The organism is Pseudonocardia sp. GCM10023141 (assembly GCF_042653605.1).
Genome location: NZ_JBHSIR010000043.1, coordinates 116,790 through 131,662 on the forward strand (window position 1 = coordinate 116,790; position 14,873 = coordinate 131,662).

At 72.7% G+C, this 14,873-nt stretch carries 10 protein-coding genes and 1 pseudogene; 3 read left to right on the plus strand and 8 right to left on the minus strand.

Annotation, left to right across the window (positions count from 1 at the left end; genetic code table 11):
- Positions 1-46 precede the first annotated feature (46 nt).
- A complete protein-coding gene (locus ACFPFQ_RS25680) occupies positions 47-1,522 on the plus strand; it encodes a dynamin family protein (RefSeq protein ID WP_379623133.1) in 1,476 nt (491 codons plus the stop codon).
- Positions 1,523-1,696: 174 nt separating this feature from the next.
- On the opposite strand, the gene ACFPFQ_RS25685 is transcribed toward ACFPFQ_RS25680, so the two are convergent.
- The 3 genes from ACFPFQ_RS25685 to ACFPFQ_RS25695 form a co-directional block, all read right to left on the minus strand.
- A complete protein-coding gene (locus ACFPFQ_RS25685) occupies positions 1,697-4,375 on the minus strand; it encodes a helix-turn-helix transcriptional regulator (protein ID WP_379623135.1) in 2,679 nt (892 codons plus the stop codon).
- 123 nt (positions 4,376-4,498) lie between these two features.
- The gene (locus ACFPFQ_RS25690; protein ID WP_379623137.1) at positions 4,499-5,686 is read right to left on the minus strand and encodes a methyltransferase domain-containing protein; all 1,188 of its coding nucleotides are present in this window, start codon (positions 5,684-5,686) and stop codon (positions 4,499-4,501) included.
- Between the two features lie 35 nt (positions 5,687-5,721).
- A complete protein-coding gene (locus ACFPFQ_RS25695) occupies positions 5,722-6,774 on the minus strand; it encodes an N-acetylmuramoyl-L-alanine amidase (RefSeq protein ID WP_379623139.1) in 1,053 nt (350 codons plus the stop codon).
- Between the two features lie 244 nt (positions 6,775-7,018).
- Between ACFPFQ_RS25695 and ACFPFQ_RS25700 the strand changes: the two genes are divergently transcribed.
- Positions 7,019-8,863, plus strand: coding sequence for an acyl-CoA dehydrogenase (locus tag ACFPFQ_RS25700; RefSeq protein ID WP_379623141.1), 1,845 nt, complete (start codon positions 7,019-7,021; stop codon positions 8,861-8,863).
- 54 nt (positions 8,864-8,917) lie between these two features.
- On the opposite strand, the gene ACFPFQ_RS25705 is transcribed toward ACFPFQ_RS25700, so the two are convergent.
- On the minus strand, positions 8,918-9,373 hold the full coding sequence (locus ACFPFQ_RS25705) for a winged helix-turn-helix transcriptional regulator (protein ID WP_379623143.1): 456 nt from the start codon (positions 9,371-9,373) through the stop codon (positions 8,918-8,920).
- An 87-nt stretch (positions 9,374-9,460) separates the two neighbouring features.
- On the opposite strand from ACFPFQ_RS25705, the pseudogene ACFPFQ_RS25710 reads away from it, so the two are divergent.
- Positions 9,461-10,057 (plus strand): annotated as a pseudogene (locus ACFPFQ_RS25710) (MFS transporter); the annotation flags it as partial.
- A gap of 102 nt (positions 10,058-10,159) precedes the next feature.
- On the opposite strand, the gene ACFPFQ_RS25715 reads toward ACFPFQ_RS25710, so the two are convergent.
- The 4 genes from ACFPFQ_RS25715 to ACFPFQ_RS25730 form a co-directional block, all read right to left on the minus strand.
- Positions 10,160-10,585 (minus strand): CBS domain-containing protein, encoded by a 426-nt coding sequence (locus ACFPFQ_RS25715; protein ID WP_379623145.1) that lies wholly within the window; start codon positions 10,583-10,585, stop codon positions 10,160-10,162.
- A gap of 112 nt (positions 10,586-10,697) precedes the next feature.
- Positions 10,698-13,028 (minus strand): VanW family protein, encoded by a 2,331-nt coding sequence (locus ACFPFQ_RS25720; RefSeq protein WP_379623147.1) that lies wholly within the window; start codon positions 13,026-13,028, stop codon positions 10,698-10,700.
- A 50-nt stretch (positions 13,029-13,078) separates the two neighbouring features.
- Complete coding sequence (locus ACFPFQ_RS25725) at positions 13,079-13,396, minus strand: GroES family chaperonin (RefSeq protein WP_379623149.1); 318 nt, start codon at positions 13,394-13,396, stop codon at positions 13,079-13,081.
- 249 nt (positions 13,397-13,645) lie between these two features.
- Positions 13,646-14,836 (minus strand): AAA family ATPase, encoded by a 1,191-nt coding sequence (locus ACFPFQ_RS25730; protein ID WP_379623151.1) that lies wholly within the window; start codon positions 14,834-14,836, stop codon positions 13,646-13,648.
- Positions 14,837-14,873: the final 37 nt, after the last annotated feature.

Consider the following 14,873-nt stretch of genomic DNA (forward strand, 5'->3'; position numbering starts at 1 on the left):
GCGCTGCCCTGCTGCCGACGGTGGCCACCACCACCGAGATGGCGTCATGACCGCTCCGACACCGCAGATCGGGTCGGTCGTACGGGTGCTGCTGCGCCGCACGATCGACGCCTACCGCGACAGCCCCCAGGCCGTCGGGTGGCTCCAGCACAACCTCAACCGCTTCGACGAGCCGCTGCGCGTCGCGATCGCCGGCAAGGTCAAGGCCGGCAAGTCCACGCTGCTCAACGCGCTCGTCGGCGAGGAGATCGCCCCCACCGACGCGGGTGAGTGCACGCGGATCGTCACCTGGTACCTCGATGCCCAGGTCCCGAAGGTCACGATGTTCCCGCGGTCCTCGGCACCGCGGCAGCTCACGATCAGCCGCAACAACGGCGCGCTGGCGTTCGACCTGCAGGGCACCCCCGTCGAGCAGGTCGACAAGCTCGAGGTGCAGTGGCCGTCCCAGAGCCTGCGCACCACCACACTCATCGACACCCCGGGCATCGCGTCGCTGTCGAAGGACACGTCCGGCCGGGCCGGCGCCTTCCTCGCCCCCGAGGACTCCCCGAGCCAGGCCGACGCCGTCATCTACCTGATGCGTCACCTGCACGCCACCGACGTGCGGTTCCTCGAGTCGTTCTTCGACCAGGGCGTCGCGCGGGCCACCCCGATCAACACCATCGCGGTGCTCTCGCGCGCCGACGAGATCGGTGTCGGGCGGCTCGACGCGCTCAGTTCGGCGCGGCGCATCGCACGGCGCTACCGGGCCGACGAGAAGATCCGCGGCCTGTGCCAGACCGTCGTCGCGGTGGCGGGGCTGCTCGCGCAGACCGGCCGCACGATGCGCCAGCACGAGTTCACCGCGCTCAGCGCGCTGGCCGAGCTGCCCCGAGCCGACCTCGACGCGATGCTGCTGTCGGTGGACCGGTTCTCCCGCACCGACCTCGCCACGCCCGACTCCGACACCCGCGCGCGCCTCATGGAGCGGTTCGGGTTGTTCGGGGTGCGGCTGTCCACCACGCTGATCCGCGCCGGGATGACCGACCCCAACGCGATCGCGGCCGAGCTCGTGTCCCGCAGCGGGCTCGACGAGCTGCGGTCGGTGCTCAACACCCAGTTCACCGAGCGCCGCGACCTGCTCAAGGCCCGCTCGGCGCTGCTCGCGATCGACCTCGTGCTCACGCGCGAACCGCGACCGGCCAGCGCGCCGCTCGCGGCCGAGGTGGAGCGGATCCTCTCCGGGGCCCACGAGTTCTCCGAGCTGCGGCTGCTGTCCACCATCCGCTCCGGCGCCGTCAAGCTGCCCGTCGAGGCGCTGACGGAGGCTGAGCGACTGCTGGGCGGCGACGGCGGGTCCGCCTCTGCCCGGCTGGGCCTGGAGCCCACAGCGGGCCCTGAGGAGCTCTGGGCGGCCGCGCTGGACGCCGTGGCGCGGTGGCAGCGCCGGGCCGAGAGCCCGATGTCGGGGCGCGTGGTGTCCGACGTCGCCCGGCTCGTGGTCCGCAGCTGCGAGGGCGTGCTGGCCGGCCTCCGCCGCTGACGTCTCACCCAACTCGCGGCACATCCACCCCAACTCGCGGGCACATCCGTCGCAACTCGCGGGCCGTTCCGCCGCAACTCGCGGGCCGTTCCGCCGCAACTCGCGGGCCGATCGACCCGCGAGTTGGGGTGAAACGCACCGCGAGTTGCGCTCGATCGGCCCGCGGATGGGTGGTCAGGCGTCGGGGGTGGGGGTGCCGACGATCTGCCGCAGGTGGGCGAACAGCTCGCCGCGGCTCCCGGAGCCCAGGCGCTGGCGCATCCGGGCCACGTGGTGCTCCACGGTCTTGGCCGAGATGAACAGCTGCTCACCGATCTGCTTGTAGGTCATGCCCTCGAGCACCAGCGCCGCGACCTCGCGTTCCCGATCGCTCAGTGGGCCGTCGCCCGGCTCCTCCGTGACCGTGGCCGGCTCGACGGCCGGTGCCGCGGCGCCCGACTCGGCGTCCGGGCTGGTGTCGGCGGCGGCGTCGCCGACCTCCACCGCCGGGGCCCGCAGCACGGGCCCGCTGCTCTGCAGCGCCCGTGCGCAACCGAGCAGGCTGCTCATGGCCTTGCGGTCGCGGGTGCGGATGGCGGCCTGCCCGGCGAGCTTGCCGCCCTCCCACGCCAGCCCGACGGCGTGCAGCCCGCGGGCGGCGGCCTCAACGGCGTCGGGATCGACCTCGGCATCGAGCAGCCGCACCCAGTGCGGGGCAGCGCTGGCCATCGCGGCGGCGTAGCGGCTGGCTCCCGCGGCAGCCTCCAGCGCATCGGCGTGGCGCTGGGCCGACTCGCGCGACTCGGACAGGATCGCGGCCTGCAGCGCCGACCAGTGCAGCGGGGCCGCCCACAGCGCCGGATCGCCCAGGCTCGCGAGCAGCTCGGCCGCCTCGTCGAGGTGGGGACGGACCCAGCTCGACTCCCGCAGCCTTGTGGCGGCGATCGACAGCTCACCGAGCTGCTGCAGCACGAACAGGTCGACGGGGTGGCGCACGATGGCCTCCCGTGCCCGGCCCCACGCCGGCATGAGCGACGCGAGATCGCCCGCCCGCCGCGCGAGCGCGACCTCCAGCGCCGCCGCGAGGAACTCATCGCGGGGCTCGAGATGGCGCCCGGGTGGGGACGCCGAGGCCAGCGCGGACCGCGCGGTGTTGGTGGCGCCGCGGAACAGCGCGATCCAGCCCAGCAGGAGCCGGTGCCGGATCGCCGCGCTGCGCCCACCGAGCCGGACCCGCTCCGCGCGCTCCAGCACCGACTGCGCGACGTCGAGCTCACCGCAGTGCACGGCGACGAGCGCGGCCAGCGCGGCCGGGGTGTCGGGCAGCAGGGCAGCACGGTGGCTCGACTCGAGCAGCGCCGTGGCGCGGGTCAGCTGCGACAGCGCCGCGGTGGGGGAGCCCGCCACCGAGTCGTAGACGCCCTGGGCCATCAGCTCCTCGGCGCCAGCCAGCAGCGTGGGCGGCCGTCCCACCGCCGAGACGGGGCCCCTGAGCAGCTCCCGCGCCTCGTCGAGCGCGCCGGTGCCGATCAGCGCCGGCACCGCCAGTACGGCGCCGCTGCCCATCTGCTCGGAGCCGAGCCAGCGATAGAGGTCGGCGCTGCGGGCCAGCAACCCGCGCCGGGCCAGCACGGCGGCCGCGACGGTGCCGGCCTGCACCACGTCGGCCGAGGGGACCTGGGTGGACGCGGACAGCACCTGGTCGGCCTGTGCCAGCGCCAGGTCGAGATCGCCGTCGAGCACGGCGGCCTCGGCGCGGCGGGCGGCGAGCTCGAGTGACGGCGTGCCGGCCGCGGCTGCGGCGGCGAAGAACTCGCCTGCCGATCCGCCGGAGCGCATGGCCTCCTCGCCCGCAGCGGTGAACACCGCGGCGACCCGCGCGCCGGTGGTGCCGGTGCCGAGCAGGCTGCGTGCCGCGCTCAACACGCTCCCGCCGCGGTTGAGCTCCAGCTCGGCCAGTGCGCGCCTGGTCTCCGACCGGGCCGCGGGTGGCGTCCTGGCCAGCACGGCGGCCGACACCAGCGGTACCGCGCGACCCGCAGCGGTGAGCAGGCCGGCGGCACGGGCGGCCTCGGTGAGCTCGTCGAGCGCGCCGGCGCCGTCGGCGTCGGGCAGGCCCAGCAGGGGGACCAGGACCTCCGGGTCGAGCGGGGCGCCCAGCGCGCAGGCGAGCAGCAGCTCACGCACGCCGGCAGGCTGGCTCTGCACGAGGTAGCCGAGCTGCGCGAGCAGCCCGGCCGGCAGCTGGTTCGGGTCGACGGTCTGCAGCCGGGACCGGTCGGGGCCGGCCTTATCCAGCACCGCGGCGAGCAGGCGGTCGACGAGCATCGGCAGGCCTGCGGTCTGCTGGTGCACCGCGTCGAGCGCGGCAGCGGGCATCGGCTCGGCGCGCTCACCCAACTGCAGCGCGGCGCGAGCGGCGACACCGGGGCGGTCGAGCGGATCGAGCACGACCGGTGGCCGCCGGGCCGCGAGCGCGGCGCCGAGCGCCGCCGTGCCGGTGGGGCGGGGCCACGGCCGATGGGCGACGACGAGGTAGCCGTCGGGGCCGGTGGCGAGCGCGGTGAGCTGCTGCAGCTCGTCGGGGGTCAGCAGGTGCGCGTCGTCGACGAGCACGGCCGACTCGGGATCGACGGGTGCCCCGGGTGCGGGGAGGCCGCGGTGCACGGGCGTGCCGACACCCTCGAACGCATCGGCGAGCGCCTCGAGCAGCACCGTCTTCCCGTGACCACCGGGCGCGACGATATCGACCCTGCGCAGCGCGGACGGTGTGGTCAGCACCTCGCGGACCAGCCTGCGGGCGGCGACGGCCCCGGCGACGGCCACGTCCGGGGCCGGCCGGTTGTCGGCGGCCTCCGAGGCTCGCGTGGTCACGAAGTGCGCCTCCTCCAGCGGGTGAGCTCTCGACGGGCGCACCTGAGAGTACTCAGACCGGGGAGGCGACGATCACAGCCCGTCGCCTCCACCGGTCACCCGATCGGGTATGGCCGGTGACGCTCAGACGGCGAGGAGTTCGGTGGCGCCGAGCCCGCGGGCGTCGAGCATGCCGCGCACCTCACCCAGGTACACCGGGTTCATCAGCAGCACGCTGTGGGGCGGGTTCTCCTTGAGATCGTCCGGCCCGCAGATCGGGAGGCCGAGCCCGGCGGTGAAGTGGCCGCCGACAGCGGGGTTGAGGTCGACGACGGCCCGCACCGCGGGCCGCTCCGCCTCACCGACGACGACGTTGAGGAACGTCTGCCCCTTGGCGCCGCCACCCCATACCGCGACGCTGCGGCCCGCGTCGGCGTGCTCTGCGAGCCACGCCCGCCAGCGCCGCGTCTGCTCCGTGACGCGGTCGGCGAACGCCCGGCAGGCCGCGGCGAGGCGGTCGAGCTCGGCAGCCGGCAGCGGCGACGTCGCGACCGGACGGCTCCCGAGCCGGGCCTCGGCCACCACGTACTGGTCGGAGTAGGTGGTGTGGACGACCGGGTCGTCGAACCCGAGACCGGACAGGAACGCGGCGAGGGTGGTGGGGGTGAAGTAGGAGCAGCGCTCGAACTGCAGGTCCCAGAACGCTCCCTCGCCCAGGATGCGCCCGAGGTCGGGCACCTCTGCCAGCAGCATCGACGCCTCACCGCGGCGCATCCCGGCCACGATCTCCGCGCCGAAGGCGGCCAGTCCGGGCACGTGCTCCAGGGTGTGGCGGCAGACGACCGCGGCCGTGCCCCGGTCGATGTGCGCGGCGTTGAAGAGTTCGGGAACCGACGTCAGGCGGTCGGCCAGCTCGCGGGGCACCCGGTCGGGGGTGAACTGCGGGTCGACACCGGTCATGCTGCCCGCGCCGGTGCTGAGCAGTTCGGCGGCGAAGTCGCCCGACCCGCATCCGATCTCGACGACGTGCTGGTCGATCAGCCCGTAGCGGTCCATCCACCGCGCGGCGATCTCGGCGCAGTACGCGGCGAAGCGGGGCGAGTGGTTCTGCGGTTCGTCGGCACGGCCGCTGTGGTCGACGAGGCCGTCGGTGAAGTCGCGGTTGAACACAACACCGCAGGTGGCACACAGTGCGAGCGACTGATCACCGACGGCGACGGCGCGGGCGGAGTCGACATCGGGGAGCACCGCGGTGCCGTGCACCGGGAGTCCGGTGACGGCATAGAACGGCGCGGGGGCCGGTGCGTCGCAGGCCGGGCAGCGGGGCAGCACCCGAACAGCCTAAGTCGCCGTGTTCGGGCACCTGGTCAGCGGGGCGGTCCCAGCGGGTCGGCGGTGGTGTTCATCGGCGCTCCGCCGGTTCCGAGCAGGCGCTGCCAGTCCGGGGCCGTCACCACGTTCGGCACGCCCTCGGCGCCGCGCGCGGCCGCCAGCGTGGCGGCCGCTCGCTCGGCGTCGCTGCCCTCTCCCCGTGCCACGGTGCGCGCGAGCACCGGCCACGACTGGCCACCCAGCAGGCCGTTGACCTTCGCCGCGCCGTGCGCCACCTGGAACCGCCGGACGGCCGCGTCGGTCTCGACGTCGAAGACGCCCGTCGGGGCCGCCTCCGTCGCGCGCGCATCCCGCAGCAGGTACTGCGCGGCCTGCACGACGACGCCACGGTCGCCGCGGCGCAGCAAGGGCCAGGACGCCTTGCGCGCCGCACCGCCCTCCAGCCCGATCCCCAGCGCACCCGCGACCTCCGTGCGCAGCCGGGGGAGCTGACCGTAGAGACGGTCGCCAGGGCACGCGGTGTTGTTGAAGTCGCGGTGCCCGTAGAGCTCGGTCGGCGCGATCCCGTACTGCTGGCAGATGTAGGCGCACATCTGGCGCAGCCGGTCCCACAGCGCCTGCGGCGGGTCGACGTCGGTGTAGAGGCCCTCGTTCTCGATGCCGACGGCCACGATGTTCTGCCCGACGCAGTGCGCGCCCTCGACGGCGCGCTGCCCGATCCGCAGCACCTCGAGGCTGCGGTGGCGGCCCTCCATGACGAACCCGCCGCGGCTGATCGTGAAGTGCTGCCCGGTGTCGAGCCAGCCGCGACCGTCCATGTGGAAGTTCTGGATGGACCTGGCCAGCCCGAACGCGGCGTCCTGGCTGTAGTTCTCCACGTTGGCCGAGGCCGTGTGGTGCACGATGATCTTGACGGGACGCTGGTTCCAGATCTCGACGATGTCGCTGTTGGGCCGGGCGCCCCACCCGTTGCAGTCGGTGATGAGCGGGGAGTCCGCAGCCCAGGCCGTTCCTCCCGACAGCGCGCCGGAGAACACGCCGCCGCCGGCCAGCGCGAGGCCGCCGAGCAGGATGCCGCGGCGACTCACGAGCCGTCCACCCACCGTGTCCTCCCCCGTCCCGACTGGGGCGCCTGACGCCTCACGCGCCCCACACTGATCACGTGCACCATGCGGCTCGCACGGAGCGTGCACAACGGCGGGACCCGAACGTGTGATCGCCCGGCCGGGGCGCATCGCCCGACGGCCGCTCCTTGCTCTTGTTACCGATGAGTAATATCCTCGGTGTTACCGACGGGTAGGCCGTCCACCGTGATTGAGGAGTGACGGGGCCATGGGCCACTTCAAGAGCAACCTGCGCGACCTCGAGTTCAACCTGTTCGAGGTGTTCCGCGTCCAGGAACAGCTGGGCACGGCACCGTTCGACGGGGTGGACGCCGACACCGCCCGTGGCGTGCTCAAGGAGCTCAACGCCGTCGCCGTCGGACCGCTCGCCGAGTCCTTCGCCGACGCCGACCGCAACCCGCCGGTGTTCGACCCGGCCACGAACACCGTGACGCTGCCGCAGTCGCTCAAGGACGCCTACAAGATCCTCTGGGAGGGCGAGTGGTGGCGGCTGGGCCTGCCCACCGAGCTGGGCGGCTACGGCATCCCGCCGACGGTGCAGTGGGCGGCGGCCGAGCTGATCCTCGGTTCGAACGCGCCCGCCTTCATGTACATGGCGGGCCCGAACTTCGCCGCCGTCGTGCACCGCAACGGCACCGAAGAGCAGAAGCACTGGGCCGAGCTCATGATCGACCGCGGCTGGGGCGCCACGATGGTGCTCACCGAGCCCGACGCGGGCTCCGACGTGGGCGCCGGCCGAACCAGGGCCGTGCAGCAGGCCGACGGCAGCTGGCACATCGAGGGCGTCAAGCGCTTCATCACCTCGGCCGAGCACGACCTCACCGAGAACATCATGCACCTGGTGCTGGCCCGTCCCGAGGGCGCCGGATTCGACCCCAAGCCGGGCACGAAGGGCCTCTCGCTGTTCCTGGTGCCGAAGTTCCACTTCGACTCGGCAACGGGCGAGGCGGGTGAGCGCAACGGCGCCTACGTGACGAACGTCGAGCACAAGATGGGCCTCAAGGCGTCCACCACCTGCGAGCTCACCTTCGGCGCCACGAGCAATCCCGCCGTCGGCTGGTTGCTCGGCGACGTGCACAACGGCATCGCGCAGATGTTCGAGGTGATCGAGTACGCGCGGATGATGGTGGGCACCAAGGCCATCGGCACGCTGTCGGCCGGCTACCTCACCGCACTCGACTACGCCAAGGAGCGCGTCCAGGGTGCCGACCTGCCCAAGATGATGGACAAGGCCGCCCCGCGCGTCACCATCACCCACCACCCGGACGTGCGCCGCAGCCTGATGCTGCAGAAGGCCTACGCCGAGGGCCTGCGCGCCGTCTACACCTACGCGGCCACGTTCCAGGACCAGATCCGGATCGGCGAGGCGGCAGGCACCGACGTCTCGCTCGCCGTGCGGGTCAACGACCTGCTGCTGCCGATCGTCAAGGGCGTCGGCTCCGAGCGCGCCACCGAGCAGCTCGTGCAGTCGCTGCAGACCCTGGGCGGTTCCGGGTACCTGCAGGACTACCCGATCGAGCAGTACCTCCGCGACGCCAAGATCGACTCGCTGTACGAGGGCACCACCGCCATCCAGTCGCTCGACTTCCTGTTCCGCAAGATCGTCCGCGACAACGGGCAGGCGCTCGCGCACGTGGCGGGCGAGGTGCAGGCGTTCATCGACGGCCAGGCCGGCAACGGGCAGCTGAAGGACGAGCGCGCGCTGCTGGCCACCGCGCTGGCCGACGTGCAGGGCATGCTCGGGTCGCTCACCCAGTACCTGATGGCATCGGTCGAGGACCCCTCGAGCATCTACAAGGTCGGGCAGCACACGGTCCGCCTGCTCATGGCCGTCGGCGACCTGCTGGTGGGCTGGCTGTTGCTGCGCCAGGCCGAGGTCGCGCTCACCGCGCTCGGCGGCGAGGTCTCCGCGAAGGACCAGCCGTTCTACGAGGGCAAGGTCGGCGTGGCGCGGTTCTTCGCCAAGACGGTGCTGCCGCAGCTCACGAGCCAGCGCGCGATCATCGAGAACGCCGACAACGACCTGATGGACCTGGCCGAAGCCGCCTTCTGAGCCTGTTCGTGAACGACGGGCCGGGCACACCAGCAACGGTGTTGCCCGGCCCTTTCACGTTGCGCGTGAGCTCAGGTGCTCGACGACCGTGTCGTCCGGACCGACCCGGCGGCCGTCTGCCGCTCTGATCTCCAGCGGGCGCAGTGGCTCGCCGTGGGCCCGGTCCACCAGCCGCGAGTGCTCCTCGCCCGGCCCGAACGCGTGCACCTCGCCCCACTGGCGCAACGCGACGATCACCGGGAGCAGGTCACGTCCCGCGGCCGTCAGTGCGTACTCGCGGTAGCTGCTGCCGTCGGCGGCGGGGACGACCTCCAGCACGCCGGCGTCGACGAGCGCACGCAGCCTCGTGGTCAGGATGTTCTTCGCGACGCCCAGCCCACGCTGGAACTCCCCGAAGCGGCGGCTGCCGTCGAACGCGTCGCGCACGATCAGCAGGGACCACCCGTCGCCGACCACGTCCACCGTTCGCGCGACGGGGCACTCCGCATCGTCGAAGCGCGTCTGCTGCATCGTCACACCCCCATCTGGTTGCAACATGCTACCAGTTTCACTTACCGTCACATCGGTAGCAAAGTGCAACCAGTTGGGGGTACACCGATGCAGCACGCCCCACCCCGGCACGTCGTGCTCCTGCTCGCGGTCGCGTGCGGGGTGGCGGTCTCGACGATCTACGCCGTGCAACCGCTGCTGGTGACGATCGGCCACGAGCTCGCGATCGACGCCGCGACCGTCGGCCTGATCGTCACGATCACGCAGGCCGGCTACGGCGTGGGCCTCGTGCTGCTCGCTGCGGCGCTGCTCGCCGTCTCCGTCGCCGGTACCGCGCTGCTCCTGCTGGTGGCGCTGGCGGCGGTGGGCCTGCTCGCCGTGGTGGTGCAGACGGTGGTGGCCCACGCCGCCGCGTTGACCGCGCCCGCCGCGCGCGGCCGGGTCGTCGGCACCGTGACCAGCGGTGTCGTGATCGGGATCCTGCTGGCCCGCACCGTGTCGGGCGTGCTGGCCGACGTCGCGGGCTGGCGGCTCGCGTACGTCGCGTGGGCCGCAGCGGTGCTGGTCGTCGCGGTCGCGGTCCGGCTGGTGCTACCCCGATCCGAACAGCTACCCCGGTCCGACCGACTACCCCCGTCCGGGCAGCAGCACCGGCCGGCACGGCGCTACGGCGCGCTGCTGCGATCGACGTTCACCCTGTTCGCGGCGGAGCCGCTGTTCCGGTCCCGCGCGCTGCTGGCGCTGCTGGTCTTCGCCGCCTTCAGCACTATGCGGGCTTCAGCGCGCTCGCGCTGGTGGGCTGGGCAGCTACCCGGCGATGTAGGACTGCAGCTGCTCCCGCTCGGACTCCAGCAGGTCGATCCGCGCCTTGACGAGGTCGCCGATGCTGACGATGCCGACGAGCTGCCCGTCCTCCACGACCGGGAGGTGGCGGAACCGGCCTGCGGTCATGACGCCGGCCAGCGCCGCGACGCCGTCGCCCGGGGCACACGTGGTGACCTCGCTGGTCATGATGTCGGTCACCCGGGTGGCGAGCAGCTCCGGACCGCCCGCGTGCAACCTGCGCACGACGTCGCGCTCCGACACGATGCCGACCAGCCTGCCGGCGTCGACCACGGGGACGGCACCGATGTTGTATTCGGCGAGCACCCCGATCAGTTCTGCGACGGTGGCGGTGGGCACCACCGTGGCCACGTTGGTGCCCTTACCGCGCAAGACATCTGCGATCCGCATGACGACCCCCGATCCGCTTTGTCGTCCAGGGAACCGAGCGTACGAAATGTGACGTGCATCGCGCGACCCCTGGCCCCGACTGGGCTAAAGAAGGGGCCGACCGCGCGGCCCGTCAGGGGGCTCCGCAGACGACGTTGGGCGACGGGTCGTACCGCACGGTGCGCACCTCGTTGCGCACCTGACCGGTGCTGACCTCCTTCAGCGTGCGCGTGTCGGTGATCGTGAACCCGGGTGCTCCGGTGCTCGGCGCGCACTGCTGACCAGCCGGGATGGTGATGGTGTTGGGGCTGGTCGGGTTGGTGCGCGGGCCCGGGGTGGACGTGACCTCGTAGCGCTTGGTCCCGAAGATCTTGACCGTGAGCGAGGTGGGCGTCCAGATCGTCTGGATCATGACACCGGTCGGGTTGTCGTTGCGGAACTTCAGGTCGATGACGTCGTCGAAGACCGTGGCCTCGCGGCCCGCCGGGTAGCGGCTGATGTAGAAGCTGTGCTCCTGGTGGTGCACGTTGACCATGCCCGCGAAGTACGACGCGTTGTAGAGCGTGGTGGCCACCTGCGACACGCCGCCGCCGATGCCGCGGGCCGGGTGCCCGCCCTCGATGATGCCGGCCTCGACGTAGCCGTGCGCCGCGTCGCGCGGGTTGGTGGCCTCGTTGAGGCTGAACGTCGCTCCCGGCGCCACGATGAGCCCGTTGAGCTTCTCGGCGGCCCGCTTGATGTTCTGGCCGGAGTCGGCGGAGAAACCGCCGGTTGTCCACTCCCCGATGACGCCGGTGATGCCCAACGCGTTGAGCTTCTCGGTGGTCAGCGCCGGGTGCTGGTCGCCGTACAGTGCCGTGACCTGCCGCGGGCCCGGCCCGGTGAGCGCCGGGAGCATCGCCTTCGCGGTGGCCTCGTAGTCGACGCCGCGCCCGTCCTTCGACGGGACCACGACCGGTGTGCCCGAGGAGAAGTCGAGGGTGGCGTCGCTTCCCGGCTTCTCCGACGCCGCGAGCTGCGGCTTGAGGGCGTCGGCGATCGTCGCCTGGTTGATCTCGGGGGTGAGCCCGCCACCGGGAACTGCCCGGAACGTCAACGCCGCTGCGATGACGTCGGGGGTGAGGGTGCCGCGGACGTCGCCCTCACCGACCACCGTGACCGGCGCGGACACGGCCGGTCGGGCCACCTTGTCCACGGCCGAGGACACGTCGGCGCTCGTGGTGATGGGCGGCAGCGTGACGAGCGGCAGCGCCACCGTGCCGCCCGCCGCCCATTCCTGCTGCAGTGCGGCGGAGGCAGCCGGCACGTCGAGCTTCTGGCCGGGCACCGGCTGCACCGGCACCGGAGACGTGCCCTCGAACCGGACGGTGCCCTCGGCCGGGGCCCTGTCGACGATCGGTGAGAGCTGCGCGAGCGCCGACTCGAGCGCCGTGCGATCGACCGTGGTGACCGTGCCGGTCTCACGCTTGGTGAAGAACGACGTGATGCGGGTCAGCGGGTTCAGCGGCTGCTCGGCGGCGCGGTCGACCGTGCCCTTCCAGTCCAGCGTCAGGCCGGCGGCATGCGGGTCGATCTCGCTGCGCGCGGCCCCGGCCGTGACCGGGACGGGACGGGTCGTGCGCGGCTCGATCTCGGTGCGCAGCCGCTGCTCGGCGTCGGCGAGCGAGAGCCCACCGACGGGCACGCCGACGACCGTGACGCCCCGCGGCACGGAGCCCGACCCCAGCAGGAGATCGCCGCCGTACAGCAGGCCGAGCACCACCACGGCGCCCCCGCCGATCAGGAGTCCCCGCTTCAGCCGGGACGGCCGCGGCGCGGTGCCGCCGACGAGCTCGGTGGGCGGGTCACCCGCGGGCGGTCCACCGCCTGCCGCCGGGATCGACAGCCGCTCGGTGGGTGGGTCTGCGGCGACCCGGTCGTGATCGGGGCCCTGCTGCATCGGGTGGACGGTGGTGGGCTGCTCCGCTGCCGCGGCGGCCGTCAGCGGCAGCACCTGCGTCGCGTCGGCATCGGGCGAGCCCTGGGCGTCAGGTCGGGCACCGCCCTGTTCCTGGCCGGCGAACCAGGCGTTGGACGGTTCGTCCGGAACGGCGGGCTCCGGACGAACCGGAACCGTTGGCCGGTCGGGTTGCGCTGCCGGAATCGCCACGGGGATCGCTGTGGTGACGGTCGGGCTCTCGTCGCCGTCGGGCTGCGATGCAGCCTGGGGTTGGGGGCGCGGCCGCGGCGCGGGTGCCGGCCGCGGCTCCGGGGCCTCGGCCGGGGTGAACAGCTCCGCTCCGGACGGGAGCGACACCGGGGCCGTGACGCGCGTGGACGACGCGTCGGGCGGCGCGGTGGCATCGGCAGCGCTCGCCTCGGAGCCGCCCGTACCGGACGGCTCCGGGCCAGCATTGCCGTTGTCGGTCGCGTCCGCTCCGGGACGTGCCGTCACCTCGCCGGGCGAGGTCTGCCGCTCGGGCATGAAGTCCGTTTCCCCTCAACCATCCCAGGCCGGGCCGCACGCCCGGTCCGTCACAGGTAGAGCCCTGTGCCGTGCTCCGTCCGCTCGGTCGCGACCGCGTGCACCTCACGTTCCCGCAACACCAGGAACGTGGTCCCCTGCACATCGACCTCGTACTGATCGTCCCTCGCGAACAGCACCCGATCGCCGACCTTGACCGTGCGGACGTGGTTACCCACGCCGAACACTTCTCCCCACACCAGACGCTTCGCGACTTCCGCGGTTGCCGGGATAACGATCCCGGCCGAGCTTCGACGCTCTGCGGAGCCGTCGGCTTTCACCATCACGCGGTCGTGCAGCATCTGGATCTCGAGCCTCGGGTCCTGCACCGGCCTGATGCTACGACCTGCCCGGTGAGGCCCCGGTTCGGCCTGCTCGGACCCGAAAAATAGGAAGCCCCGCGGTGCTGCCAGGTCGGGGGTCCGACAGCACCGCGGGGCTGTACTGGGAATCGCAATCCCGGGGCGATGCGTTAACCCGGCGACGGCGCGTAGCCAATGTTCACTCGTTCGGATCAGCGGGTGTCGGGAACCTGCCGCCGCGCACCGCGTTTCACCACCGCAGATGCGGAACGCTACTCATATCTGCGCAAGCAGGTAGCGCCCGAAGTGCGGCACGGTGAACGCGATCTGGCCCCGCTGCGCGGAGAACACGAGGCCCTTCTTGAGCAGGCTGTCGCGGGCGGGCGAGAGCGAGGACGCGCGGCGGGCGAGGTGCTCGGCGATGCCGGCCGTGCCCACCGGCTCGTCGCGGCCCTCGGTGAGCTCCGCCATCGCACGCAGGTACTCGCGTTCGGCGGGGGTGGCGCGCTCGTAGCGCGAGCCGAAGAACCCGACGGCGAGCTCGGCCTCGGCCTCGGGGGCCGCCATCTTGACGTCGAGCGCGCTGATCGGGCTGCGCGGCGCGGCGTCCCACGCCGCCTTCCCGTAGGCCTGCACGAAGTACGGGTAGCCGCTGGAGGCCTCGAACAGGGCGTCGAGCGCCTCGGTGTCGAAGGTCGCCTCCTCCCGCTCGGCCGGGGCCAGCAGCGCGAAGTCGGCGTCGGCGCGGTCGAGCTGGCCGATGCGCGCGTACTTGAAGAGGCGCTCGGAGTAGGACTTGGACGCCGACAGCACCGCGGGCAGGTGCGGCAGCCCGGCACCGACGACCACGAGCGGGGCGCGTGACTGCGACAGCTCGTGGCACGCCGCGCACAGCGCCGACACGTCGTCGGGCTGCAGGTCCTGCATCTCGTCGATGAGCAGCGCCACGCCCGTCTGCAGGTCGGCGGCCAGCGACGCGACCTCGGTGAACAGCTCGACGAGGTCGATCTCGATGTCGCCGGAGTCGGCGCGCCCGTTCTTCACCGGCGCGTCGATGCCGGGCTGCCAGCGCTCGCGCAGCTTCGCGCCATCGGGCGCGGAGCGCATGGCGAACGCCTTGAGGACACCGAGCACGTCGCTGACACGTTCGGGGTCGGGGTGGCGCACGGCCAGCTCCCGGATCGCGCGGTGCAGCGCGGCCGACAGCGGCCTGCGCAGATCGGCGTCCGGGCGGGCCTCGATCTTGCCCGCGCCCCAGCCCGCCCGCTGCGCCATCGACCGCAGCTCGCCCAGCAGCACCGTCTTGCCGACGCCACGCAGGCCGGTGAGCACGAGGCTGCGCTCGGGGCGACCCCGGGCGACCCGCTCCAGCACGATCTCGAACGCGTCCACCTCCCGGTCGCGCCCGGCGAGCTCGGGAGGCCGCTGACCAGCGCCCGGGGCGAAGGGATTGCGCACGGGGTCCACGATCGGACGGTATCGAGAATTCTTGCGATCTTCGTAG